Below are 22,196 nucleotides of genomic sequence, written 5' to 3'. Positions count from 1 at the left end.
CCAGCACTTCACCGGCAGAGACAGCACGACCCTAGAGGCTCGAACCGAAGCGCTTATGGCTCCTCGGTCTTGAGTTCCTGCTCGATCTTTTGGATTTCCTGGGCAAATGCCTGGTCCAGCAGGCTGGCGCGTTTACGCCATGGCTTGCGCTCCGGCTCGGGTTGCGCGGCGTAGGTGGTGACTTCCCCGCCGTAGACATCCTTGTAACGTTGCTCCTGGCGCTCAAGTTCCGCGCGCAGTTCATCTTTCGTCACAGTATTACCTAATTGAGTTGAGTTTATTGATTGCGCAGTGTCATGCCTGAAAGTCGTGCTCGGGCGATTCCAAATAGAACAGTCGAACCGTTCAAATTGGTATGCGGGCCTGAGGGCCGTTCTTTTTTTAAGCAAGTACTTGTGACCGGCGCTGCCTGAAGCCTGCAATGCCTGGTGAGCCCCACTCCCGATAGTGTTACCGGGCTGACCTCTGCACAGGTTGCATTATAGCGGCGCATTTGAATAACACTATCATCAAGAAGTTAAAAAGCGTCAACGACGTGTCTGGAGTTTGTTACATACCGCCGCATTATTTGTGAACACCGTCATCTTCATGTCTGTATTCATTCTGTTGGCAGGGTAAGTGTGGGCACTTTGCAGGGGCATCAGGCAAATCTGAAACGTGAGCGGGTGGGGCTGAGCCAAATTGCGATAATCGCATGATCGTCCGATAATCGCCCGATGTTGCGGCCGCTGGCTTGTGCGGTGCGGCCGGCACGGCTTGTAATAGCCGCCAACCCTCCCGTGGTGATAACAAGAGAAGGCCCTTTGAAATGAACGATCAATTGCGCAACTCCTTTGCATCAGTGGCGCCGCCGATCGTGGCTTCACCGGCCAAGCGCATCCAAGCATTCACCGGTGATCCGGATTTCATGACGTCCCTGGCCCGTGGCCTGGCCGTGGTGCAGGCATTTCAGGAGCGCAAGCGTCACCTGACCATCGCCCAGATCAGCCACCGCACGGAAATTCCCCGCGCTGCGGTGCGCCGTTGCCTGCATACCTTGATCAAGCTCGGCTACGCCACCACGGACGGGCGCACCTATTCGTTGTTGCCCAAGGTGCTGACCCTCGGTCATGCCTATCTGTCGTCCACACCGCTGGCTGTCTCGGCCCAGCCTTATCTGGACCGCATGAGCGAGCAACTGCATGAAGCCTGCAACATGGCGACCCTGGAAGGCGATGACATTCTCTATATCGCCCGCTCCGCCACCACCCAGCGCCTGATCTCGGTTGACCTGTCGGTAGGCGGGCGCTTGCCTGCATATTGCACGTCCATGGGCCGCATTCTGCTGGCCGCCCTCGACGATGCCTCGCTGCAGGATTACCTCGACCATGCCGACCTGCAAACCAAGACCAGCCGCACGCTGACCACACCGCAAGCGTTATTTGAATGCCTGCAACAGGTGCGTCAGCAGGGCTGGTGTATTGTCGACCAGGAACTGGAGCAGGGCCTGCGTTCCATCGCGGTGCCGGTGTATGACGCGTCTGGCCAGGTGTTGGCCGCGCTGAATGTCAGCACCCACGCCGGCCGGGTCAGCCGCAGCGAGTTGGAGCAGCGCTTTTTGCCGAGCATGCTCAGCGCCAGCCGTGAGCTGAGTGCGCAACTGTTTGCCTAAGCTGTTCGGTGACCGCACAGATCCCGGCTCGCTCGATTGACGGTGTTTCCCTTGGCTTATTAATGTGCGGCAGCGCTCTGAGGAGCTGCCCAATAAGAACGACGGCCCCAGGCCGTCAGCCCGCCATCGGTGTGGAATAAAAATAATGAATCAGCCTTCTGTCGGTACCACCCTGGACGTACAGTCCTTTATCAACACCCAGCCACTTTCGCGCTATCAGTGGCGCGTGGTGATCCTGTGTTTCCTGATTGTCTTTCTCGACGGCCTCGACACGGCCGCCATGGGCTTTATCGCGCCCGCGCTGTCCCAGGACTGGGGCATCGACCGCGCCAGCCTCGGCCCGGTGATGAGCGCCGCGTTGATCGGCATGGTGTTTGGCGCCCTCGGTTCCGGCCCACTGGCCGACCGTTTTGGCCGCAAAGTCGTGCTGGTCGGCGCGGTGTTGGTGTTTGGTGCGTTCAGCCTGGCGTCGGCCTACAGCACCAATGTCGACCAGTTGCTGGTACTGCGCTTTCTCACCGGGCTAGGCCTGGGCGCCGGCATGCCGAATGCCACCACCTTGCTCTCTGAATACACCCCCGAGCGGCATAAATCCTTGTTGGTGACCAGCATGTTCTGTGGCTTCAACCTGGGCATGGCCGGCGGTGGGTTTATATCGGCCAAGCTGATCCCCGCGTTCGGCTGGCACAGCCTGTTGCTGATCGGCGGTATCCTGCCGTTGATCCTGGCGGTGGTGCTGTTGGTTTGGCTGCCGGAGTCGGCGCGTTACCTGGTGGTGCGCAATCGCGGCACCGACAAGGTGCGCAAGACCCTGGCCCCTATCGAGCCAAGCATCGTCGCCCTGGCCACTCACTTCAGCGTGCCGGAGCAAAAAACCGTCAAGGCCCGCAATGTGTTCGCGGTGATTTTCTCGGGCACCTACAGCGCTGGCACTTTGCTGTTGTGGCTCACGTATTTCATGGGCCTGGTGATCGTTTACCTGCTGACCAGTTGGCTCCCGACCTTGATGCGCGACAGTGGCGCGAGCATGGAGCAGGCCGCGTTTATCGGCGCGCTGTTCCAATTTGGTGGGGTGCTGAGCGCGGTGGGCGTGGGCTGGGCGATGGACCGGTTCAACCCGCACAAAGTGATCGGCACTTTCTATCTGCTGGCCGGGGTGTTTGCCTACGCGGTGGGGCAGAGCCTGGGCAACATCACGCTGTTGGCCACCCTGGTGCTGGTCGCCGGGATGTGCGTCAACGGTGCGCAATCGGCGATGCCGTCCCTGGCTGCACGGTTCTATCCTACTCAGGGCCGTGCCACCGGGGTGTCGTGGATGCTCGGCATCGGCCGCTTCGGCGCGATCCTGGGGGCGTGGATGGGCGCTACCTTGCTGGGCCTGGGCTGGAACTTCGAGCAGGTGCTCACGGCGCTGGTGATTCCGGCGGCATTGGCCACGGCAGCGGTGGTGATCAAGGGCATGGTCAGCCATGCCGATGCCACCTGAAACCGATCACTACCCCTGTGGGAGCTGGCTTGCCTGCGATAGCGGTGTTGAATCCACAGGCGCCATCGCAGGCAAGCCAGCTCCCACATTGCCCCTGTTCTTGCAGATGATTAGTTAAGTAACAATCGGTTCGATAATCGAACACTCAGTCGATTATCGGATTGTTTGACCCATTACCCCGGCTTAATCTTCAAGCACTTCGGCGCCACCTCAGCGCCTTTTTCGATCAACACCGGGAGCCCAACCCCATGGCTGAAATCCTCACCCTGCGTGATGCGGTCAAGCGCTTCGTGAACGACGGCGATACCGTCGCCCTCGAAGGCTTCACCCACCTGATCCCTACGGCCGCAGGCCATGAAATCATTCGTCAGGGCAAGAAAGACCTGACACTGGTGCGCATGACGCCTGACCTGATCTACGACCAGTTGATCGGTGCCGGCTGTGCGCGCAAGTTGATTTTCTCCTGGGGCGGCAACCCGGGCGTGGGTTCCCTGCATCGCCTGCGTGACGCGGTAGAGAAACAATGGCCGCAAGCGCTGGAGATCGAAGAGCACAGCCACGCCGACCTGGCCAATGCCTACGTCGCCGGTGCCTCCGGCCTGCCGTTCGCCGTGTTGCGTGCTTACGCAGGTTCCGACTTGCCCAAGGTCAACCCGCTGATCAAGACCGTCACCTGCCCCTTCACCGGCGAAGTGCTGGCGGCGGTGCCATCGGTGCGCCCGGACATCACCGTGATTCACGCGCAGAAAGCCGACCGCAAAGGCAACGTGCTGCTCTGGGGCATTCTGGGGGTGCAAAAGGAAGCGGCGCTGGCGGCCAAGCGCTGCATCGTCACCGTCGAGGAAATCGTCGACGACCTGAATGCGCCGATGAACAGCTGCGTGCTGCCGACCTGGGCGCTGACAGCGGTGTGCCACGTACCCGGTGGTGCGCATCCGTCCTACGCGCACGGCTACAACGAGCGGGATAACCGCTTCTACCAGGCGTGGGACCCGATTGCCCGTGACCGTGGGACCTTTACCGCCTGGATCGACGAATACATCCATGGCACTGCCGACTTCAGTGAATTCCAGGCCAAGCTGGCCACCGCGCAGGAGGCTAAGTAATGGCTTACTCCACCAATGAAATGATGACCGTCGCCGCCGCACGCCGCCTCAAGAACGGCTCGGTGTGCTTCGTCGGCATCGGCCTGCCATCGAAGGCCGCCAACCTGGCGCGCCTGACATCGTCGCCGGATGTGGTGCTGATCTACGAGTCGGGCCCGATTGGGGCCAAGCCCAGCGTGTTACCGCTGTCCATCGGTGATGGCGAGCTGGCGGAGACCGCCGACACAGTGGTGCCCACCGGTGAGATCTTTCGCTACTGGCTGCAGGGCGGGCGTATTGATGTCGGTTTTCTCGGCGCGGCCCAGGTCGACCGTTTCGGCAATATCAACACCACCGTGGTCGGTGATTATCACCAGCCCAAAGTGCGTTTGCCGGGTGCCGGTGGCGCGCCGGAAATCGCCGGTTCCGCCAAGAGCGTGCTGATCATTCTGAAGCAGTCGTCCCGTTCGTTCGTCGACAAACTCGATTTCATCACCTCTGTGGGGCACGGCGAAGGTGGCGACTCACGCAAGCGTCTGGGCCTGCCCGGCGCCGGCCCTGTGGGCATCATTACCGACCTGTGCATCATGGAACCGGAGGAGGGCAGCCATGAGTTCGTGGTCACTGCGCTGCATCCTGGCGTGACCCGCGAGCAAGTGGTCGCCGCCACCGGCTGGGCGATTCGCTTTGCCGACCAGGTGAGCACCACCGCTGAACCCACCGAGACCGAACTGACCGCCCTGCGTGACCTCGAAGCGCGCACGGCCGCTGCCCACGGCCAAGCACCGGGAGAAGCCTGATGCGCGAGGTTTATATCTGTGATGCCATTCGCACGCCTATCGGCCGTTTTGGCGGTGGCCTGTCCACGGTGCGTGCCGACGACCTGGCGGCGCTGCCGATCAAGGCGTTGATCGAGCGCAACCCATCGGTGGACTGGAGCGCCGTAGACGAAGTCTTCCTCGGCTGCGCCAACCAGGCCGGTGAAGATAACCGCAACGTGGCACGCATGGCGTTGCTGCTGGCGGGGCTGCCGGAAAGTATTCCTGGTGTGACCCTCAACCGCCTGTGCGCCTCGGGCATGGATGCCATCGGCACCGCCTTTCGTGCGATTGCCAGCGGTGAAATGGAGCTGGCGATTGCCGGTGGCGTCGAGTCGATGTCCCGTGCACCGTTTGTGATGGGCAAGGCCGACGCGGCGTTCTCGCGCAACATGAAGTTGGAAGACACCACCATTGGCTGGCGCTTTATCAACCCGCTGATGAAGGCCCAGTACGGCGTGGATGCCATGCCGCAGACCGCCGATAACGTGGCCGACGACTACCAGGTTTCCCGCGCCGACCAGGACACTTTCGCCCTGCGCAGCCAGCAACGCACCGCCGCCGCCCAGGCCGCCGGGTTCTTTGCCGAGGAAATCGTTCCGGTGCGGGTCGCGCATAAAAAAGGCGAGACCCTGGTGGAACACGATGAACACCCACGGGACACCACGTTGGAAGCCCTGGCCAAGCTCAAGCCGGTCAACGGCGCGGACAAGACCGTCACCGCCGGCAATGCCTCGGGCGTCAACGACGGCGCCGCCGCGCTGATCCTCGCCAGCGCCGAGGCCGTCAAGCAACACGGCCTCACCGCCCGCGCCCGTGTGCTGGGCATGGCCAGTGCCGGTGTCGCCCCGCGGGTGATGGGCATCGGCCCGGTGCCGGCGGTACGCAAGCTGGTGGAGCGCCTGGGGTTGGCGGTCACTGACTTTGACGTGATCGAACTCAACGAAGCCTTCGCCAGCCAAGGCCTGGCGGTGCTGCGCGAACTGGGCATTGCCGACGATGCGCCGCAAGTCAACCCGAACGGCGGCGCCATTGCCCTCGGCCATCCCCTGGGGATGAGTGGTGCGCGGTTGGTGCTGACGGCCCTGCACCAATTGGAAAAAACCGGCGGCCGCAAAGGCCTGGCGACGATGTGCGTGGGCGTCGGCCAAGGCCTGGCCCTGGCGATTGAACGCGTCTGATAACTAAAAGAGGATTGCTCCATGAGTGACAAGCCCGGTTACCGGCGCCCGCAAGCGGGCACCCAACCTGATTACCTGCATCCGGCCTACCAGTCGACGAACCTGCGTTCGCCGTCCCAGCCGTTGGTGTTCCTGCCCCATTCCTTGTCGGAAATCACCGGCCCGACCATCGGCGCCGAACGTATCAATGACAAGGACAACGACCTGACGGCCCAGCATGACGGCGAGCCGCAAGGCGAGCGCATCATCATTCATGGCCGCGTGCTGGACGAAAACGGCCTGCCAGTGCCGGGCATTCTTGTGGAGATCTGGCAGGCCAATGCCGCCGGCCGCTACAACCACAAGCGCGACCTGCATGATGCACCCCTGGACCCGAATTTCACCGGCACCGGGCGCACCGTCACCGACGCCGACGGCTGGTACCAGTTCCAGACCATCAAGCCTGGCGCCTACCCGTGGGGCAACCACCACAACGCGTGGCGCCCGGCGCATATCCACTTTTCGCTGTTCGGCCCCAGCGTGCTGACGCGCTTGGTGACGCAAATGTATTTCCCGGGCGATCCGTTGCTGGAATACGACCCGATCTACAACTGCGTGCCGGATACCAGTGCCAAGCAGCGCTTGATCGCCAGTTTCGATCTGGAAAAAACCATTCCTTCCTATGCCCTCGGCTACCGCTGGGACATCGTCCTGCGCGGCCGCGACGCCACGCCGATGGAGAAATGAGATGACACTCAACGCGACCACGTCCCACACCGTCGGGCCGTATTACCACATTGGCCTGACCTGGCTGAACCGTGAAGACCTGACCGTCACTGCCACCCTCGGCGAACGCGTGGCAATCACCGGGCAAGTGGTGGACGGCAACGGTGATGTCGTCAACGACGCCATGCTGGAAGTCTGGCAGGCCAATGCCGCCGGCAAATATGCCCACCCCGAAGACGAGCAGGACAAAGCGCTCGACCCGAACTTCGAAGGCTTCGGCCGCGTGCCGGTGGATGCCGAAGGGCGTTTTCGCTTTACCACCATCAAGCCGGGCAGTGTGCCGGGGCTCAAGGGCACCACCCAGGCGCCGCACTTGGTGGTGCTGGTGTTTGCCCGTGGGTTGGTGAAGCACTTGCTGACGCGGATTTATTTTGACGGTGAGGCCTTGAACGGCGATGACCCGTTGCTGGCGTGTGTACCGGCGGAACGTCGTAGCACCCTGATTGCCAAGGCGGATGCGGACGGGGTTTATCAGTGGAATGTGATTTTGCAGGGAACAGATAAGGAAACGGTGTTCTTCGACTACTGAGTTGACGATCGTTCCCACGCTCTGCGTGGTAATGCATCCCGTGACGCTGCGCGTCACCCACGAACGGCAGGACGCGGAGCGTCCCATGCGGCATTCCCACGCAGAGCGTGGGAACGATCATCCAGGCTCCACCTATCCAAAAGTCTGCTTGCGGAACAGGGTTGTTGCAAAGTATGTCTAGGCTATAACCGTTCCCACTGAGTAAAAAAACATGACAACAAAAACCAGCCACTACACCGGAGAAGAACGCAGCAAACGGATCTTTGCGATTGTCGGTGCGTCCTCCGGCAACCTGGTCGAATGGTTCGACTTCTACGTCTATGCCTTTTGCGCGATTTATTTTGCCCCGGCGTTTTTCCCCTCGGATGACCCTACGGTGCAGTTGCTCAACACCGCCGGTGTGTTTGCCGCCGGGTTCCTGATGCGCCCGATTGGCGGCTGGTTGTTTGGCCGGGTGGCCGACAAGCACGGGCGTAAGAACTCGATGATGATTTCGGTGCTGATGATGTGCGGCGGTTCCCTGGTCATCGCCTTCCTGCCCACCTATAACGACATCGGTGCCTGGGCCCCGGCGTTGCTGTTGGTGGCGCGACTGTTCCAGGGCTTGTCGGTGGGCGGCGAGTACGGCACCACGGCCACCTACATGAGTGAAGTCGCGCTCAAGGGCCAGCGTGGCTTCTTCGCCTCGTTCCAGTACGTGACCCTGATCGGCGGCCAGTTGCTGGCGGTGCTGGTGGTGGTGATCCTGCAACAGGTCCTCACCGAAGAAGAACTGCGCGCCTGGGGCTGGCGCATTCCGTTTGTGATCGGTGCCATAGCTGCCGTGATCTCCCTGCTGCTGCGTCGGACCCTCAAAGAAACCACCAGCAAGGAAATGCGCGAAGACAAGGACGCCGGCAGTATCGTCGCGCTGTTTCGCGACCACGGCAAAGCCTTCATCACGGTGCTGGGCTACACCGCCGGCGGCTCGCTGATTTTCTACACCTTCACCACCTACATGCAGAAGTACCTGGTGAACACCGTGGGCATGCACGCCAAGACCTCGAGCTACATCATGACCGGCGCGCTGTTTCTGTACATGTGCATGCAGCCGTTGTTCGGCATGTTGGCCGACAAGATCGGCCGACGTAATTCGATGCTCTGGTTCGCTGGCCTTGGCACGCTGTTCACGGTGCCGATCCTGCTGACCTTGAAAACCGTGACCAGCCCGTTTCTGGCCTTTGTGCTGATCACCCTGGCCTTGGCGATTGTCAGCTTCTACACCTCCATCAGCGGCCTGGTCAAAGCGGAGATGTTCCCGCCGCAGGTGCGTGCATTGGGCGTGGGCCTGGCGTATGCAGTGGCTAACGCGGTGTTTGGCGGTTCGGCAGAAGTGGTTGCGCTGAGCCTCAAATCCATCGGCATGGAAAACACCTTTTATTGGTACGTCACCGCGATGATGGCGGTGGCCTTCCTGTTCAGCTTGCGCCTGCCGAAACAGGCGGCGTACCTGCATCACGATCTGTAAGGGATGAGTTATGACGTTGCGCACGAGCAATCAACTGTTCGACGCTTATTTCACCGCTGACAGCATGGCCGACGTGTTCTGTGACCAGGGACGCTTGCAGGGCATGCTGGATTTCGAAGCCGCACTGGCCCGGTCGCAGGCCCGCGTCGGGTTGATTCCCCAGGCCGCCGTCGCACCGATTGCCCAGGCGTGCCTGGCGTCGCTGTATGACGTGGATGCCCTTGGCAGCGCAATTGCCACGGCGGGCAACTCAGCGATTCCATTGGTGAAGGCGTTGGGCAAATTGATCGCCAGTGAGGACGCCGACGCCGAGCGTTATGTGCACCTGGGCGCCACCAGCCAGGACGTGATGGACACTGGCCTGGTGCTGCAACTGCGCCGTGGCGTAAAACTGATCGAGGCCGACCTGGCTCGCCTGGGGGATGTGTTGGCCGCCCAGGCCCAGCGATATGCCAGCGTGCCGTTGGCCGGGCGTACCTGGTTGCAGCACGCGACGCCGGTCACCCTGGGGATGAAAATCGCCGGTTGGCTGGGCGCGGTGACGCGCAGTCGCCAGCGCCTGGCCGAATTGAAGCCGCGCCTGCTGGTGCTGCAATTTGGCGGCGCGTCCGGCACCTTGGCGGCGCTCGGCGAACACGCCATGCCCGTGGCCGAAGCCTTGGCCGCCGAGTTGCAACTGGGCTTGCCGGAACAACCCTGGCACACCCAGCGTGACCGCCTGGTGGAATTTGCCAGCCTGCTTGGCCTGATCGCCGGCAGCCTCGGCAAGTTGGGCCGGGATATCAGCCTGTTGATGCAGACCGAAGCGGCGGAGGTGTTCGAGCCTTCGGCGCCGGGCAAGGGCGGTTCGTCCACCATGCCGCACAAGCGCAATCCGGTGGGCGCCGCGGTGCTGATCAGCGCAGCCACCCGCGTACCGGGCCTGGTGGCAACGATGTTCAGCGCCATGCCTCAAGAGCACGAACGCAGCCTGGGCTTGTGGCACGCCGAATGGGAAACCTTGCCAGAGATTTGCCGCCTGGTGTCCGGTGCCTTGCATCAGGCACTGCTGGTCAGTGAGGGGCTGGAGGTGAATGCCGAACGCATGGCACAGAACCTCGACCTGACCCAGGGCCTGGTGCTGGCCGAAGCGGTGAGTATCGTGCTCGCCCAACGCTTGGGCCGCGACACCGCGCATCATCTGCTGGAACAGTGCTGCAAACGTGCGGTCGCCGAGCAGCGCCATTTGCGCGCGGTGCTGGCGGATGAACCGCAGGTCACCGCCGAGCTGTCGGCGGCTGAACTGGACCGCCTGCTCGACCCGGCTCACTACCTGGGCCAGGCGTCCACCTGGGTCACGCGTGCAGTGACCGAACATTTTGCTTTGACTGCCTGAGGAGACCGCTGTGGCTTTTGTACAACTCGCCGAGGGCGAACTGCATTACCAACTCGAGGGGCCCGCCGACGCACCGGTATTGGTGCTGTCCAATTCCCTGGGTACCGACCTGCATATGTGGGATATCCAGATTCCGGCCTTTACCGAGCATTTTCGTGTGCTGCGCTTTGACACCCGCGGCCACGGCCAATCCCTGGTGACCGAGGGGCCTTACAGCATCGAGCAACTGGGTGCAGACGTGATCGCCCTGCTGGATGCGCTGGACATCCAGAAGGCGCATTTTTGCGGGCTGTCCATGGGCGGCTTGATTGGCCAATGGCTGGGCATTCATGCCGGCGAGCGTCTGCAACGCCTGGTGGTGTGTAACACCGCGGCCAAGATCGGCACGCCCGAGGTATGGAACCCGCGTATCGAAATGGTCCTGCGTGATGGCGCAGATGCGATGGTAGCGCTGCGCGATGCGTCGATTGCGCGCTGGTTCACCGCAGATTACGCCGCCGCCCACCCGCACCAGGCCAAGCAGATCACCGACATGCTCGCGGCCACGTCGCCCGAGGGCTATGCCGCCAACTGCGGCGCCGTGCGCGATGCAGATTTTCGTGAGCAACTGGCGTCGATCAAGGTGCCGACCCTGGTGATTGCCGGCACCGAAGACGCGGTGACGCCGCCAGCCGGTGGCCACTTTATCCAGAGTAATGTGCAGGGCGCCGAGTATGCCGAGTTCCATGCGGCGCACCTGTCCAATGTGCAAGCCGGTGCCGCGTTCAGCGACCGGGTGATCGAATTTTTGCTGGCCCGCTGAGGAGCTGTTTGTGGACGAAAAACAACGTTACGCCGAGGGCCTGCAGGTACGCCGCGAAGTACTGGGCGATGCCCATGTCGATCGCAGCCTCAATGCCCTTACCGAGTTCAACAGCGAGTTCCAGGAAATGATCACCCGCCACGCCTGGGGTGACATCTGGACCCGCCCGGGTCTGCCTCGGCATACCCGCAGCCTGATCACCATCGCGATGCTGATCGGCATGAACCGCAGTGAAGAACTGAAACTGCATCTGCGTGCTGCTGCCAGCAGCGGCGTGACCCGTGCCGAGATCAAGGAAGTGCTGATGCAGAGTGCGATCTACTGCGGGATCCCGGCAGCGAATGCGACGTTTCACCTGGCGGAGTCAGTGTGGGATGAGTTGGGCGTGGAGTCTCGCCAACAAGACTGAATGTGAAATGCAATCAAATGTGGGAGCTGGCTTGCCTGCGATTGCAGTGGGCCAGTCAATATTGGGCTGACTGACAGATTGCTATCGCAGGCAAGCCAGCTCCCACAGGGGATCGTCACACGTTTGGGGTATCAGTGGGAATCACCATCCCACACCCAATTCCACACCCCCGGCAGATGCACCGGCGCGTTCACAGCCTTGACCGTACGGGCCAGAGCTGCACGTTCCAGCGCGGCGTGGTCGGTATAGAACGGCTCTGCCGCTGTCTTCAAACCGTTGACCCGCGCGCTGTCCATCAGGATCTGCAAGTACTCCTGCATATGCCGCGCGGTGTAGCGGTTGATGTCATGGAAGGTCACCACCACCGGGATCACGCCCTCCACCGTCGGTAGCTCACCCACGGCAATACGCTCGCGCACCACCGACAGTTGCCGATACAGGTTGGCCCGCCGACGCGGGCTGGCGTTGAAGCCCCAGATCTTGCCGTCATTGGCACTCAGGTCCGTCAGCAGTACGTGCATGCCGTGGCGTTGGTAGGCGGCGAAGGTGCGCTTGTCGTAGTTCCAGAAGGGTGGGCGTACCAGCACAGGGGGCGCGCCCGTGATGGCGGCAATGTCTGCGGCCCCTTCGGTAAGGGTGTGTTCCCGGGTGGCGTCGTTCAGCCAGCGATGATTGGTGTGAAACGCCGTGGCGGTGTGAAAGGCCAGGACATGGCCGGCGGCGAATTCGCGTTCCATGGTCTTGCGCCCCCGGGCACTGCCGCCGGAGCGAGCGGCTTCGGTCTGCAGGAAGAACACCGCCTTGATCCCCGGCAGCACCGGGTTGTTGGCCAGGTCCGCCACTACCGAACGGCTCGGATTGTTGTAGCCCGAGGCGCTTGGGCCGTCATCGAAAGTCAGCAAAAAGCGGATCGGCGCCTGGGCCAGCAGGCGCTGTTCGGTTTGAGGCGTCAGGGCGATGGGCGCGCTGATACAGCCCCCCAGGCTCAAGGCCAGGGCAAACAGTGCGATTGCTGTAGCGAAGGATTTCATGCCGTGCAGGGCCCGAGTAAAGGCCGCTGCTGGGGGGGATCAGCAGCGGCAGGCGCGCACCATACAGTAAGTGTTGTGCCGGTTCACAGCAGACTGATCGGATAGCTGACGATCAACCGGTTCTCATCGAACTCGTTGTTGCTGTAATCCCTGCGCATGCTGGAATTGCGCCAGCGCACGTTGAGGTTTTTCAGCGCGCCGCTCTGCACTGTGTAGCCCACTTCGGTCTCGCGGCCCCACTCCTTGCCGTCGGTGATAGTGCCGGTGTGCACGTTGCTGCCGCTGATATAGCGGTTCATCAACGTCAGGCCCGGTACGCCGAGGGCGGCGAAGTTGTAGTCGTGGCGAACCTGCCAGGATTTTTCCTGTGCGTTGTCGTAGCTGGAGTTGTAGCTGTCGTTGGCCAGGGTGCCGCCGCTGGTGCCGTTGACGCGCATCCAGGCGCTGTCGCCGGTGAGTTTTTGCAGGCCGACGTAGAAGGTGTTGCCACCGTACCTGGCCGAAAACAGGCCGGACCAGGTTTTGTTGTCCAGGTCGCCGGCGCGGGCACTGCCGTCGTCCTTGCCGTAGAAAAAGCCCAGGTTGGCGCCCAGGGTCCAGTCGCCCACAGGCTGGCTGTGGATCAGATTGACGAACTGCTGGCTGTAGATGTCCTTGAGCTGGGCATTCCACACGCCGATTTGGGTGCGTTTGTCGTTGAATGCGTATTCGGCGCCCTGGAAGTTGAAGCGGTCGGAGGTGAAGGCGGTTTTGCCGACCATCGACATGTCGCTCATGCTGCCGTCGTCCCGCGGGCTGTTGGCGCGGAACTGGCCGCCATAGAGGGTCAGGCCGTCGATTTCCTTGGAGGTTATCTGCCCGCCACGCAGGGTTTGCGGCAGGGAGCGGCCATCGTCGGAGCGCAGGATCGGCAGCACCGGCATCCATTCGCCCACCTTCAGCTCGGTCTTGGAAAAGCGCGCCTTGAATGCCACGCCCAGCCGGCCAAACTCATCGGCTGGCCGGCCGTCATGGTCCAGCGGCAGCAACTGCGTGCCGCCCGTGCCACGGCCGCCATCGAGCTTGAGCGAGTACAAGCCCAGCACGTCCACACCAAAACCGACTGTGCCCTGGGTGAAACCGGACTTGGCGTCGAGGATGAAACTTTGTGTCCACTCCTGCGCGCCACCCTGGGCTTTGGTCGGGTTGGTGAAGTTGCGGTTGAAGAAGAAGTTACGCAGGTTGAGGTTGGCGCTGGCGTCTTCGAGAAAGCCGTGCTCCTGGGCGAAAACGGGCAGGGCAGAACTGGCGACAGCAGCCGCCAGCAGCAGCTGGCGCGGTTGGAAAGTGCTCATGGTGTGGACCTGTTGTTATTGGGTTTATGCAGGTGACGGCCATGGTGCGCGGCGGTGCGGGGGCGATGAAAGTGGGGGAGGGCGGGTTGTGGGCGATGATCGAACGTAACTTGTGAGGGCAATAACGCAGGCATAAAAAAACCGCTTCCGGTAAGGGAAGCGGTTTTTTCACACCCGCGCTATCAGAACAACTTCAACGGCGGTGCTTGTTCTTTCAACGGCTCGTTCTTCGCGGTCTGCTCGTTCCAGCCACCGCCGAGGGCCTTGTACAGGTTGACCTCGCTGGTGAGCTGCGCCAGGCGGTCGGTGATCAGCGATTGCTGGGCACTGAACAGTTGGCGCTGGGCGTCGAGGAAGGTCAGGTTGCTGTCGACACCAATGCGGTAGCGACGCTCGGCCAGGCGGTAGTAATCCTGGTTAGCCTCGACGAAGCCGCGCTGGGCATCCAGTTGCTGCTTGTAGGTCGCACGCGCGGCGAGGCCGTCGGAGACTTCCTGGAAGCCGGTCTGGATGGCCTTCTCGTAGTTGGCCACGTTGATCTCTTTCTGGATCTTCGAGTAGTCCAGGCTTGCGCGCAGGCTACCGGCGTTGAAGATCGGGATGTTGATCTGCGGGGCAAACGCCCAGGTCCCCGAACCGCCTTTGAACAGGCCGCCCAGGGTAGGGCTGGCGGTACCGGCGCTGGCGGTCAGGCTGATGCTCGGGAAGAACGCCGCACGGGCCGCGCCGATATTGGCGTTGGCCGCCTTGAGGTTGTACTCGGCCTGCACAATGTCGGGACGACGTTGCAACAGGTCCGATGGCAACCCGGCCGGCACTTCGCTGAGCAGGTCATCGGACAGCGGCTTGCTGGCGATATTCGCTGGCAGGCCGGTGCCCAGCAGCAGGGTCAGGCTGTTTTCGTCCTGGGCCACCTGGCGGGTGTAACGCGCCAGTTGCACACGGGCGTTTTCTACCGAGGTGCGTGCCTGGCTGAGGTCGAGGGCCGAGGCCACGCCGACTTCATTGCTGCGCGAGGTGAGCTTGTAGCTTTGCTCGAACGCGGCCAGGGTGTCCTGGGTCAGCTTGAGCAACTCCTTGTCGGCCTGCCAGGTCAGGTAGGCATTCGCCACGCTGGCCACCAGGCTGATTTGGGTGCTGCGGCGCGCTTCTTCAGTGGCGAAGTACTTTTGCAGCGCTTCTTCACTGAGGCTGCGCACGCGGCCGAACAGGTCCAGCTCGTACGAACTGATGCCCAGGCCCGCCGAGTACTGGCTGGCAATAGTCGAATCGCCGGTCTGCGACAGCTTGGCCGGGGTACGCGAACGGCTGCCGTTTCCGGTGGCCGATACCGCCGGGAACAGGTCGGCACGCTGGATCTGGTACTGCGCTGCATAGGCGTCGATGTTCAGCGCCGCGACACGCAGGTCACGGTTGTTCACCAACGCGGTCTGGATCAGCTGTTGCAGGGCAGGGTCATGGAAAAACTGCTTCCAGCCTTGCTCGGCAGCGGCCTGGCTCGGCGCCTGGGCCGACGAATACGCCGGCCCCTGCGGGAATTGCGCGGCCACCGGCGCTTCGGGGCGCTGATAGTCAGGTATCAGCGAGCAGCCACTGAGCACGAATGCGGTGACGGCTAGGGAAAGTAGCGACTTGCTCATTGGCCAGCCTCTTTAGGAGTTTCAGTAGTGTCTTTCTTTTTGCGTTCGCCAGCAGCGGATACCGTTGCGTAGAACAGTGGCACCCAGAAGATCGCCAGCACAGTGGCCGTGATCATACCGCCGATAACGCCGGTACCGATTGCGTGCTGGCTGCCTGAGCCGGCGCCGGTGGAGATTGCCAGCGGCAGTACGCCGAGCATGAACGCCAACGAGGTCATGATGATCGGGCGCAGACGCATGCGGGACGCTTCGATAGCCGCCTCGACGATGCCTTTGCCTTGCTCATGCAGTTCCTTGGCGAATTCCACGATGAGAATGGCGTTTTTCGCCGCCAGGCCCACCGTCACCAACAGACCCACCTGGAAGAACACGTCGTTGGACAAGCCGCGCATGCTGGTGGCGATCAGTGCACCGATCACACCCAGTGGCACAACCAGAATCACCGCGATCGGGATCGACCAGCTTTCGTACAGTGCTGCCAGGCACAGGAACACGACCAGCAGCGACAACGCGTACAGCGCTGGCGCCTGGGAACCGGAAAGGCGTTCTTCGTACGACAGGCCTGTCCAGGCATAACCGACACCGGCCGGCAGCTCTTTGGCAATGCGTTCGACTTCAGCCATCGCATCACCGGTACTGTAGCCCGGTGCCGGGGTACCGAGGATTTCCATCGCCGCTACACCGTTGTATCGCGAAAGCTTGGGCGAACCGTAGATCCACTGGCCCGACGAGATGGCCGACAGCGGCACCATTTTCCCGTCGTTGCTGCGCACGTACCATTTGTCCAGGTCTTCGGGCGACATGCGGCTGGCGGCGTCACCTTGTACATACACCTTCTTCACGCGACCACGGTCGATGAAGTCGTTGATGTAGCTGCCACCCAAGGCAATGGCCAGGGTCTGCTGGATATCGGCGAGGCTGATGCCTTGGGCACTGGCCTTCTCGTCGTCAACGGTCAGCTCGTACTGCGGCTCATCGTTCACGCCGTTAGGACGTACGCCGGCCAGCACCTTGCTCTGTGCCGCCGCGCCCAGGAACTGGTTACGTGCAGCCATCAGCTTGTCGTGGCCGACGCCACCCTGGTCTTGCAGGAACACGTCGAAACCGGTGGCGTTACCCAGTTCCAGTACCGAAGGCGGCACGATGGCAAATACCATGGCGTCCTTGAAGGCCCCGAAGAAGTAACCCTGGGCACGCTTGGCCACTTCGAACACCGATTGGGTCGAGTCACGCTCATCCCACGGCTTGAGCATCACGAACGCGAGACCCGAGCTCTGGCCACGGCCAGCAAAGTTGAAGCCGTTCACGGTAAACACCGACTTCACTGCCTTGCCTTCGCCTGGCTCGCCTTCCTTGTCGTTCAGCAGGAAGGCACGCATGTCGTCGACGACTTTTTGCGTGCGCTCAGCCGAAGCACCAACCGGTGTCTGCACCTGGGCGAAGATCACACCCTGGTCTTCCTCAGGCAGGAACGCGCTTGGAATACGGGTGAACATCCAGATCATGCCGACCAGGATCAGCGCATACACCAGGAACGCCGGGATCTTGTGCTTGATCATGCCGCCCACGCCGCGCTCGTACTTGAGTACGCCACGGTCGAAGGTGCGGTTGAACCAGCCGAAGAAGCCGCGCTTGGGTTGGCCGTGTTTTTCCGGATCAATCGGCTTGAGCATGGTGGCGCACAAGGCCGGGGTAAAGATCAGGGCTACGAGTACCGACAACGCCATCGCCGAAACAATGGTGATGGAGAACTGCCGGTAGATCACACCGGTGGAACCACCGAAGAACGCCATCGGCAGCAGTACCGCCGAGAGTACCAGGGCAATACCCACCAGGGCGCCCTGGATCTGGCCCATGGACTTGATCGTTGCTTCCTTGGGCGACAGGTGCTCCTCGGCCATTACCCGTTCGACGTTTTCCACCACGACGATGGCATCGTCCACCAGCAAGCCGATGGCCAGGATCATGCCGAACATGGTCAGGGTGTTGATGGTGAAGCCGCACGCCGCCAGGATCCCGAAGGTACCCAGCAATACCACCGGTACGGTCATGGTGGTGATGATGGTGGCGCGGAAGTTCTGCAAGAACAGGAACATCACCAGGAACACCAGCACGATCGCTTCGACCAGGGTGTGAACCACACCGGAGATCGATTCGGTCACCACCGGGGTGGTGTCATACGGCACCACCGCCTTCATGCCAGGCGGGAAGAACGGTTCCAGGGACTTGACTGTTTCGCGGATGGCCTTGCCGGTGTCCAGTGCGTTGGCACCGGCCGCCAGCTTGATCGCCATACCCGAAGCCGGCTTGCCGTTGAACTGTGCACTGATGCTGTAGTTCTGGCCGCCAAGTTCGATACGCGCGACGTCACCCAGGCGAACCTGCGAGCCGTCGGTGTTCACCTTCATCAGGATCTTGGCGAATTCCTCGGTGCTTTGCAGGCGCGTCTTGCCGATGATCGTGGCGTTCAGCTGGGTGCCGGGCAGGGCAGGCAGGCCGCCCAATTGGCCGGTGGCCACCTGCACGTTCTGAGCCTTGATGGCATTGCTGACGTCCACTGGCGTGAGCTGGTAGTTGTTCAGCTTGGCCGGGTCGAGCCAGATACGCATGGCGTACTGCGAACCGAACACCTGGAAGTCACCCACCCCCGCAGTACGGGAGATCGGGTCCTGGATGTTGGACACGATGTAGTTGGAGAGGTCGTCCTTGGTCATGCTGCCGTCTTCCGACACCAGACCGATCACCATCAGGAAGTTCTTCACCGACTTGGTCACACGGATACCCTGTTGCTGCACTTCTTGCGGCAGCAGTGGGGTGGCCAGGTTCAGCTTGTTCTGTACCTGAACCTGGGCGATATCCGGGTTGGTACCCTGGTTGAACGTCACGGTGATGGTCATGCTGCCGTCGGAGTTACTGTCCGAGGAGACATAACGCAGGTTGTCGATACCGTTGAGCTGTTGCTCGATGACCTGCACCACGGTGTCCTGCACGGTTTGTGCGGACGCGCCTGGGTAGGTCACCTGGATATCAATGGCCGTTGGCGCAATGGCCGGGTATTGGTTGATGGGCAACTTCAGGATCGAGAGTGCCCCGACCAGCATGATCACCAGGGCAATTACCCAGGCGAAAATGGGACGGTCGATAAAAAATTTCGACATGGATTACTCCCCTTGACCAGCAGCGGCAGCAGGCGCAGCAGCGGTACCGGCGGGTTTGGCGTTGGAGGCTTCCGTGACCTTCACCTCGGCGCCCGGCTTGACGTACTGCAAGCCTTCGGTGATGACGCGATCACCGGCATTGAGGCCTTTTTCCACCAGCCAGTAGGCACCGGCGGTACGGTTGGCAACCAGTTCGCGTTGCTCGACCTTGTTGTCCTTGTTCACGATCAGCGCCGTCGGAATGCCGCGCAGGTCACGGGTCACGCCTTGCTGCGGAGCCAGGATGGCCTTGCTGTTCACACCGGCCAGCAACTGGGCGTGCACGAACATGCCCGGCAGCAGCACATGGTCAGGGTTGGGGAACACGGCGCGCAGGGTCACGGAACCGGTGGTCTGGTCGACCGACACTTCGGAGAACTCCAGCTTGCCGTCCTGGGCGTAGGCCGTGCCGTCTTCCAGGGTCAGCTTGACCTTGGCAGCGTTGTCGCCGGCTTTTTCCAGTTGGCCGCTGGCCAGGTCGCGACGCAGCTTGAGCATTTCAGCCGAAGATTGCGTGACGTCGACGTAGATCGGGTCCAGTTGCTGGATCACCGCCATGGCGTCGGCCTGGCCGTTGCTGACCAGTGCGCCTTCGGTCACCGCAGAACGGCCGATACGCCCGGAGATCGGCGCGTACACCTTGGTGTAGCGCACGTTGATCTGGGCGGTTTGAACGTTTGCCTCGGCCGTCATGCGGTTGGCAACGGCGGTGTCGTATTCCTGGCGGCTGACGGCTTGCTCATCGACCAATTGCTTGTAGCGATCGGTGATGGACTTGGTCTGGGTCAGGCTGGCTTGCGCGCTTTTGAGCGTGGCCTCATACACCGACGGGTCGATCTGGTAGAGCTGTTGCCCTTCCTTCACGTCGGCGCCTTCCTTGAACAGGCGCTTGAGAATGATGCCGTTGACCTGCGGCCGAACTTCCGCAATGCGAAAGGCCGTGGTGCGGCCTGGCAGCTCGGTGGTCAGGGTATAGGCTTGCGGTTGAATGGTGACCACGCCGACCTGAGGGGTTTGAGCGGGCGGTGCCGCTTCTTCCTTTTTACATCCGCTGAGCAGCGATGCCAGGGCGACGGCAGTGACCAGAGCGGTAACAGCTGGCTTAAGTTGCATGAAGATCCTCGGGTCAGGCGCGCAGAGTGCGCACAAGAAGTGTGGAAGGGTAAAAAACAAGCCGTGAGTGGATAAGTAGCTTGCTACGCAATATACTTACGTTCATGGTTGTTTGTAAACTCTTGACAGGCTTCGCGCAATGCTGACAAAGCACCGCCGCAAGCCTCGATTCTAGTACGTTCGGCGCCCATGACGGCGTCGTCCCACAATTATTCAGATGGTGGTCAAGTACCATCCACAGTGTCCTGATTGAGGTTTTACTGCCATGGTTCGTCGCACCAAAGAGGAAGCTCAGGAAACGCGCAGCCAGATTCTCCAAGCCGCCGAGCAAGCCTTTTATGAGCGTGGCGTGGCGCGTACCACCCTGGCGGACATCGCCGCGCTGGCAGGGGTGACGCGCGGGGCTATCTATTGGCATTTCAGCAATAAGTCCGATTTGCTCCAGGCCTTGCTCGACACGCTGCACGAACCCCTGGACGAATTGGCCCGGGCAAGTGAAAGCGAGGATGAAGTCGACCCGCTGGGCTGTATGCGCAAGCTGCTGATTCATCTCTACCATGAAGTGGCCCTGGACCCGAAAACCCGGCGCATCAACGAGATTCTGTTTCATAAGTGCGAGTTCACCGACGAAATGTGCGACATGCGCCGCCAGCGCCAGACCCACAGCCTGGAATGCAACCTGCGTATCAGCCTGACGTTGCGTAACGCGGTCAATCGCGGGCAACTGCCTGAAAATCTCGACACCACCCGTGGGGCTGTCTGCATGCATGCCTTTATCCACGGTTTGATCGGCCAGTGGCTGCTGGTCCCCGATAGCTTTGAACTGCACCAGGACGCCGAGCGCTGGGCTGATATAGGGCTGGACATGCTGCGCCTGAGCCCCAGCCTGCGCAATTGAAACAAAATGCGTAATTGCAACCCGTTGTGTCAACAGTAAAGCCTAAAGACGGTCAATCGTCCTTCTGCCTGATTTGTGGGGTGACTTTATATACGGCATGGCGGGCGGTTGATAGGTAGCCGGCTAAGTATTTTGTAGCGATATTGTTGCGGTTCTGTGAAGCGATGTTTCCAAGAGGCTACCCCTGACACTGTAGGAGCGAGCTTGCTCGCGAAAAACTGACAGACGCCGCGTTCATTCAGGAAGCGCGCGTTATCGTTGACGTTTTTCGCGAGCAAGCTCGCTCCTACAGTATTGGGTTTGCGGGTTACGTTAGATCGGCAGCGTCGGGTAGTCGATGTAACCCACCGGGCCTTTGCCATAGAAGGTTTCCGGGTGCGGCTCGTTCAACGGCGCATCGGCCTTCAGTCGCGCCGGCAGGTCTGGGTTGGCGATGAAGGGAATACCAAAGGCCACCGCATCCGCCTTGCCCGCCGCCAGCCAGGCATTGGCGCTGTCTTTGGTGAAGCGCTCGTTGGCGATGTACGCACCGCCGAAGGCTTTTTTCAGCTGTGGGCCAAGGCTGTCTGCGCCTTCTTTTTCACGGGAGCAGATGAACGCGATGCCACGCTTGCCCAGTTCACTGGCGACGTAGGTGAAGGTCTCGGCGAGGTTGTCGTCGCCCATGTCATGCGCATCAGCACGCGGTGCCAGGTGCACGCCCACGCGGCCGGCGCCCCAGACTTCGATGGCGGCGTCGGTGACTTCCAGCAACAGGCGCGCACGGTTTTCCAGGGAGCCACCGTACTGGTCGGTGCGCTGGTTGGTGCTGCTTTGCAGGAACTGGTCGAGCAGGTAGCCGTTGGCGCCGTGGATTTCCACGCCGTCGAAACCGGCGGCCTTGGCGTTCTCGGCGCCGGTGCGGTAAGCGTCGACGATGTCGGCGATTTCAGCGGTTTCCAGGGCGCGCGGGGTAGGGTAGTCGGCCAGTGGGCGAACCAGGCTGACGTGGCCTTTAGCCTGGACTGCACTCGGGGCCACCGGAGTTTCGCCGTCCAGGTAGGACTCGTGGGAGATGCGGCCAACATGCCACAACTGCAGGAAGATCTTGCCGCCCGCGCCATGCACGGCCTTGGTGATGTTGGCCCAGCCGCGCACCTGATCGTTGGACCAGATGCCGGGGGTGTCCGGGTAGCCCACGCCCATCGGTGTCACGGAAGTGGCTTCGCTGAGGATCAGCCCGGCGGAGGCGCGCTGCACGTAGTACTCGGCCATCAGCGCATTGGGCACGCGCCCGGCATCCGCGCGGCAGCGGGTCAGCGGCGCCATGATGATGCGGTTCGACAGCTGCACGTCGCCCAGTGTGATCGGATCGAAAATAGTCGTCATGGAAAAA

General features: G+C 61.6%; 19 protein-coding genes. 12 read left to right on the top strand and 7 right to left on the bottom strand.

Annotated features, from left to right (window positions below; all coding sequences use genetic code 11):
• Nucleotides 1–53: 53 nt before the first annotated feature.
• Nucleotides 54–254 (bottom strand): hypothetical protein, encoded by a 201-nt coding sequence (locus PSH76_RS20895; protein WP_003189295.1) that lies wholly within the window; start codon nt 252–254, stop codon nt 54–56.
• Nucleotides 255–808: 554 nt separating this feature from the next.
• On the opposite strand from PSH76_RS20895, the gene pcaR reads away from it, so the two are divergent.
• The 11 genes from pcaR (at nt 809) to pcaC (ending at nt 11,608) form a co-directional block, all read left to right on the top strand.
• Nucleotides 809–1,651 (top strand): pca regulon transcriptional regulator PcaR, encoded by an 843-nt coding sequence (pcaR, locus tag PSH76_RS20890; protein WP_003189296.1) that lies wholly within the window; start codon nt 809–811, stop codon nt 1,649–1,651.
• Between the two features lie 145 nt (nt 1,652–1,796).
• Nucleotides 1,797–3,137: an MFS transporter gene (locus tag PSH76_RS20885; RefSeq protein WP_305492857.1), complete on the top strand. Its 1,341-nt coding sequence runs from the start codon at nt 1,797–1,799 to the stop codon at nt 3,135–3,137.
• 248 nt (nt 3,138–3,385) lie between these two features.
• The gene (locus tag PSH76_RS20880; protein ID WP_003189300.1) at nt 3,386–4,243 is read left to right on the top strand and encodes a CoA transferase subunit A; all 858 of its coding nucleotides are present in this window, start codon (nt 3,386–3,388) and stop codon (nt 4,241–4,243) included.
• Nucleotides 4,243–5,022, top strand: a complete 780-nt coding sequence (locus PSH76_RS20875; RefSeq protein ID WP_003189301.1) for a CoA-transferase subunit beta — start codon at nt 4,243–4,245, stop codon at nt 5,020–5,022. The genes PSH76_RS20880 and PSH76_RS20875 overlap by 1 nt, the downstream gene beginning before the upstream one ends.
• Complete coding sequence (gene pcaF, locus PSH76_RS20870; RefSeq protein ID WP_177327573.1) at nt 5,019–6,221, top strand: 3-oxoadipyl-CoA thiolase; 1,203 nt, start codon at nt 5,019–5,021, stop codon at nt 6,219–6,221. Before PSH76_RS20875 ends, pcaF begins: the two co-directional genes overlap by 4 nt.
• A gap of 21 nt (nt 6,222–6,242) precedes the next feature.
• Complete coding sequence (gene pcaH / locus PSH76_RS20865; protein WP_032893118.1) at nt 6,243–6,947, top strand: protocatechuate 3,4-dioxygenase subunit beta; 705 nt, start codon at nt 6,243–6,245, stop codon at nt 6,945–6,947.
• A gap of 1 nt (nt 6,948) precedes the next feature.
• Nucleotides 6,949–7,515 carry a protocatechuate 3,4-dioxygenase subunit alpha gene (gene pcaG / locus PSH76_RS20860; protein ID WP_305492856.1) on the top strand — a complete coding sequence of 189 codons (567 nt, stop codon included), beginning with the start codon at nt 6,949–6,951 and terminating at the stop codon, nt 7,513–7,515.
• Between the two features lie 211 nt (nt 7,516–7,726).
• On the top strand, nt 7,727–9,022 hold the full coding sequence (locus tag PSH76_RS20855) for an MFS family transporter (protein WP_003189310.1): 1,296 nt from the start codon (nt 7,727–7,729) through the stop codon (nt 9,020–9,022).
• Nucleotides 9,023–9,032: 10 nt separating this feature from the next.
• Nucleotides 9,033–10,397, top strand: coding sequence for a 3-carboxy-cis,cis-muconate cycloisomerase (locus PSH76_RS20850; protein WP_305492855.1), 1,365 nt, complete (start codon nt 9,033–9,035; stop codon nt 10,395–10,397).
• Between the two features lie 10 nt (nt 10,398–10,407).
• Nucleotides 10,408–11,199: a 3-oxoadipate enol-lactonase gene (gene pcaD, locus PSH76_RS20845; protein ID WP_098952513.1), complete on the top strand. Its 792-nt coding sequence runs from the start codon at nt 10,408–10,410 to the stop codon at nt 11,197–11,199.
• Between the two features lie 10 nt (nt 11,200–11,209).
• The gene (gene pcaC / locus PSH76_RS20840; protein WP_305492854.1) at nt 11,210–11,608 is read left to right on the top strand and encodes a 4-carboxymuconolactone decarboxylase; all 399 of its coding nucleotides are present in this window, start codon (nt 11,210–11,212) and stop codon (nt 11,606–11,608) included.
• 131 nt (nt 11,609–11,739) lie between these two features.
• Here the strand turns inward: pcaC and PSH76_RS20835 are convergent, their stop codons facing one another.
• The 5 genes from PSH76_RS20835 to PSH76_RS20815 form a co-directional block, all read right to left on the bottom strand.
• Nucleotides 11,740–12,639, bottom strand: coding sequence for a polysaccharide deacetylase family protein (locus PSH76_RS20835; RefSeq protein ID WP_305492853.1), 900 nt, complete (start codon nt 12,637–12,639; stop codon nt 11,740–11,742).
• Between the two features lie 83 nt (nt 12,640–12,722).
• A complete protein-coding gene (locus PSH76_RS20830; RefSeq protein ID WP_305492852.1) occupies nt 12,723–13,973 on the bottom strand; it encodes an OprD family porin in 1,251 nt (416 codons plus the stop codon).
• Between the two features lie 182 nt (nt 13,974–14,155).
• A complete protein-coding gene (gene adeC / locus PSH76_RS20825; protein WP_305492851.1) occupies nt 14,156–15,613 on the bottom strand; it encodes an AdeC/AdeK/OprM family multidrug efflux complex outer membrane factor in 1,458 nt (485 codons plus the stop codon).
• A complete protein-coding gene (locus PSH76_RS20820) occupies nt 15,610–18,771 on the bottom strand; it encodes an efflux RND transporter permease subunit (RefSeq protein WP_003189340.1) in 3,162 nt (1,053 codons plus the stop codon). The genes adeC and PSH76_RS20820 overlap by 4 nt, the downstream gene beginning before the upstream one ends.
• Nucleotides 18,772–18,774: 3 nt before the next feature.
• Entirely contained in the window at nt 18,775–19,923 is a 1,149-nt protein-coding gene (locus PSH76_RS20815; protein ID WP_032893110.1) for an efflux RND transporter periplasmic adaptor subunit, read from the bottom strand.
• 265 nt (nt 19,924–20,188) lie between these two features.
• Here PSH76_RS20815 and PSH76_RS20810 point away from each other — a divergent pair, with 265 nt between their 5' ends.
• Entirely contained in the window at nt 20,189–20,821 is a 633-nt protein-coding gene (locus PSH76_RS20810; protein WP_032893109.1) for a TetR family transcriptional regulator, read from the top strand.
• Nucleotides 20,822–21,133: 312 nt separating this feature from the next.
• Here the strand turns inward: PSH76_RS20810 and PSH76_RS20805 are convergent, their stop codons facing one another.
• Entirely contained in the window at nt 21,134–22,189 is a 1,056-nt protein-coding gene (locus PSH76_RS20805; RefSeq protein ID WP_047710259.1) for an alkene reductase, read from the bottom strand.
• Nucleotides 22,190–22,196 lie beyond the last annotated feature (7 nt).

This window comes from Pseudomonas sp. FP215, from assembly GCF_030687795.1.
In the GTDB taxonomy this organism is placed as follows: Bacteria; Pseudomonadota; Gammaproteobacteria; order Pseudomonadales; family Pseudomonadaceae; genus Aquipseudomonas; species Aquipseudomonas salmasensis.
Note: the sequence above shows the minus strand (reverse complement) of the source record. Positions and strands in the feature narration are given on the sequence as shown.

Coding starts and splice junctions, on each gene's coding strand:
- PSH76_RS20880 (WP_003189300.1), top strand. CDS start 3,386: ATGGCTGAAATCCTCACCCTGCGTGATGCGGTCAAGCGCTTCGTGAAC.
- PSH76_RS20850 (WP_305492855.1), top strand. CDS start 9,033: ATGACGTTGCGCACGAGCAATCAACTGTTCGACGCTTATTTCACCGCT.
- PSH76_RS20855 (WP_003189310.1), top strand. CDS start 7,727: ATGACAACAAAAACCAGCCACTACACCGGAGAAGAACGCAGCAAACGG.
- pcaR (WP_003189296.1), top strand. CDS start 809: ATGAACGATCAATTGCGCAACTCCTTTGCATCAGTGGCGCCGCCGATC.
- adeC (WP_305492851.1), bottom strand. CDS start 15,613: ATGAGCAAGTCGCTACTTTCCCTAGCCGTCACCGCATTCGTGCTCAGT.
- PSH76_RS20885 (WP_305492857.1), top strand. CDS start 1,797: ATGAATCAGCCTTCTGTCGGTACCACCCTGGACGTACAGTCCTTTATC.
- PSH76_RS20815 (WP_032893110.1), bottom strand. CDS start 19,923: ATGCAACTTAAGCCAGCTGTTACCGCTCTGGTCACTGCCGTCGCCCTG.
- PSH76_RS20835 (WP_305492853.1), bottom strand. CDS start 12,639: ATGAAATCCTTCGCTACAGCAATCGCACTGTTTGCCCTGGCCTTGAGC.
- PSH76_RS20875 (WP_003189301.1), top strand. CDS start 4,243: ATGGCTTACTCCACCAATGAAATGATGACCGTCGCCGCCGCACGCCGC.
- PSH76_RS20830 (WP_305492852.1), bottom strand. CDS start 13,973: ATGAGCACTTTCCAACCGCGCCAGCTGCTGCTGGCGGCTGCTGTCGCC.
- PSH76_RS20810 (WP_032893109.1), top strand. CDS start 20,189: ATGGTTCGTCGCACCAAAGAGGAAGCTCAGGAAACGCGCAGCCAGATT.
- pcaG (WP_305492856.1), top strand. CDS start 6,949: ATGACACTCAACGCGACCACGTCCCACACCGTCGGGCCGTATTACCAC.
- pcaH (WP_032893118.1), top strand. CDS start 6,243: ATGAGTGACAAGCCCGGTTACCGGCGCCCGCAAGCGGGCACCCAACCT.
- PSH76_RS20805 (WP_047710259.1), bottom strand. CDS start 22,189: ATGACGACTATTTTCGATCCGATCACACTGGGCGACGTGCAGCTGTCG.
- PSH76_RS20820 (WP_003189340.1), bottom strand. CDS start 18,771: ATGTCGAAATTTTTTATCGACCGTCCCATTTTCGCCTGGGTAATTGCC.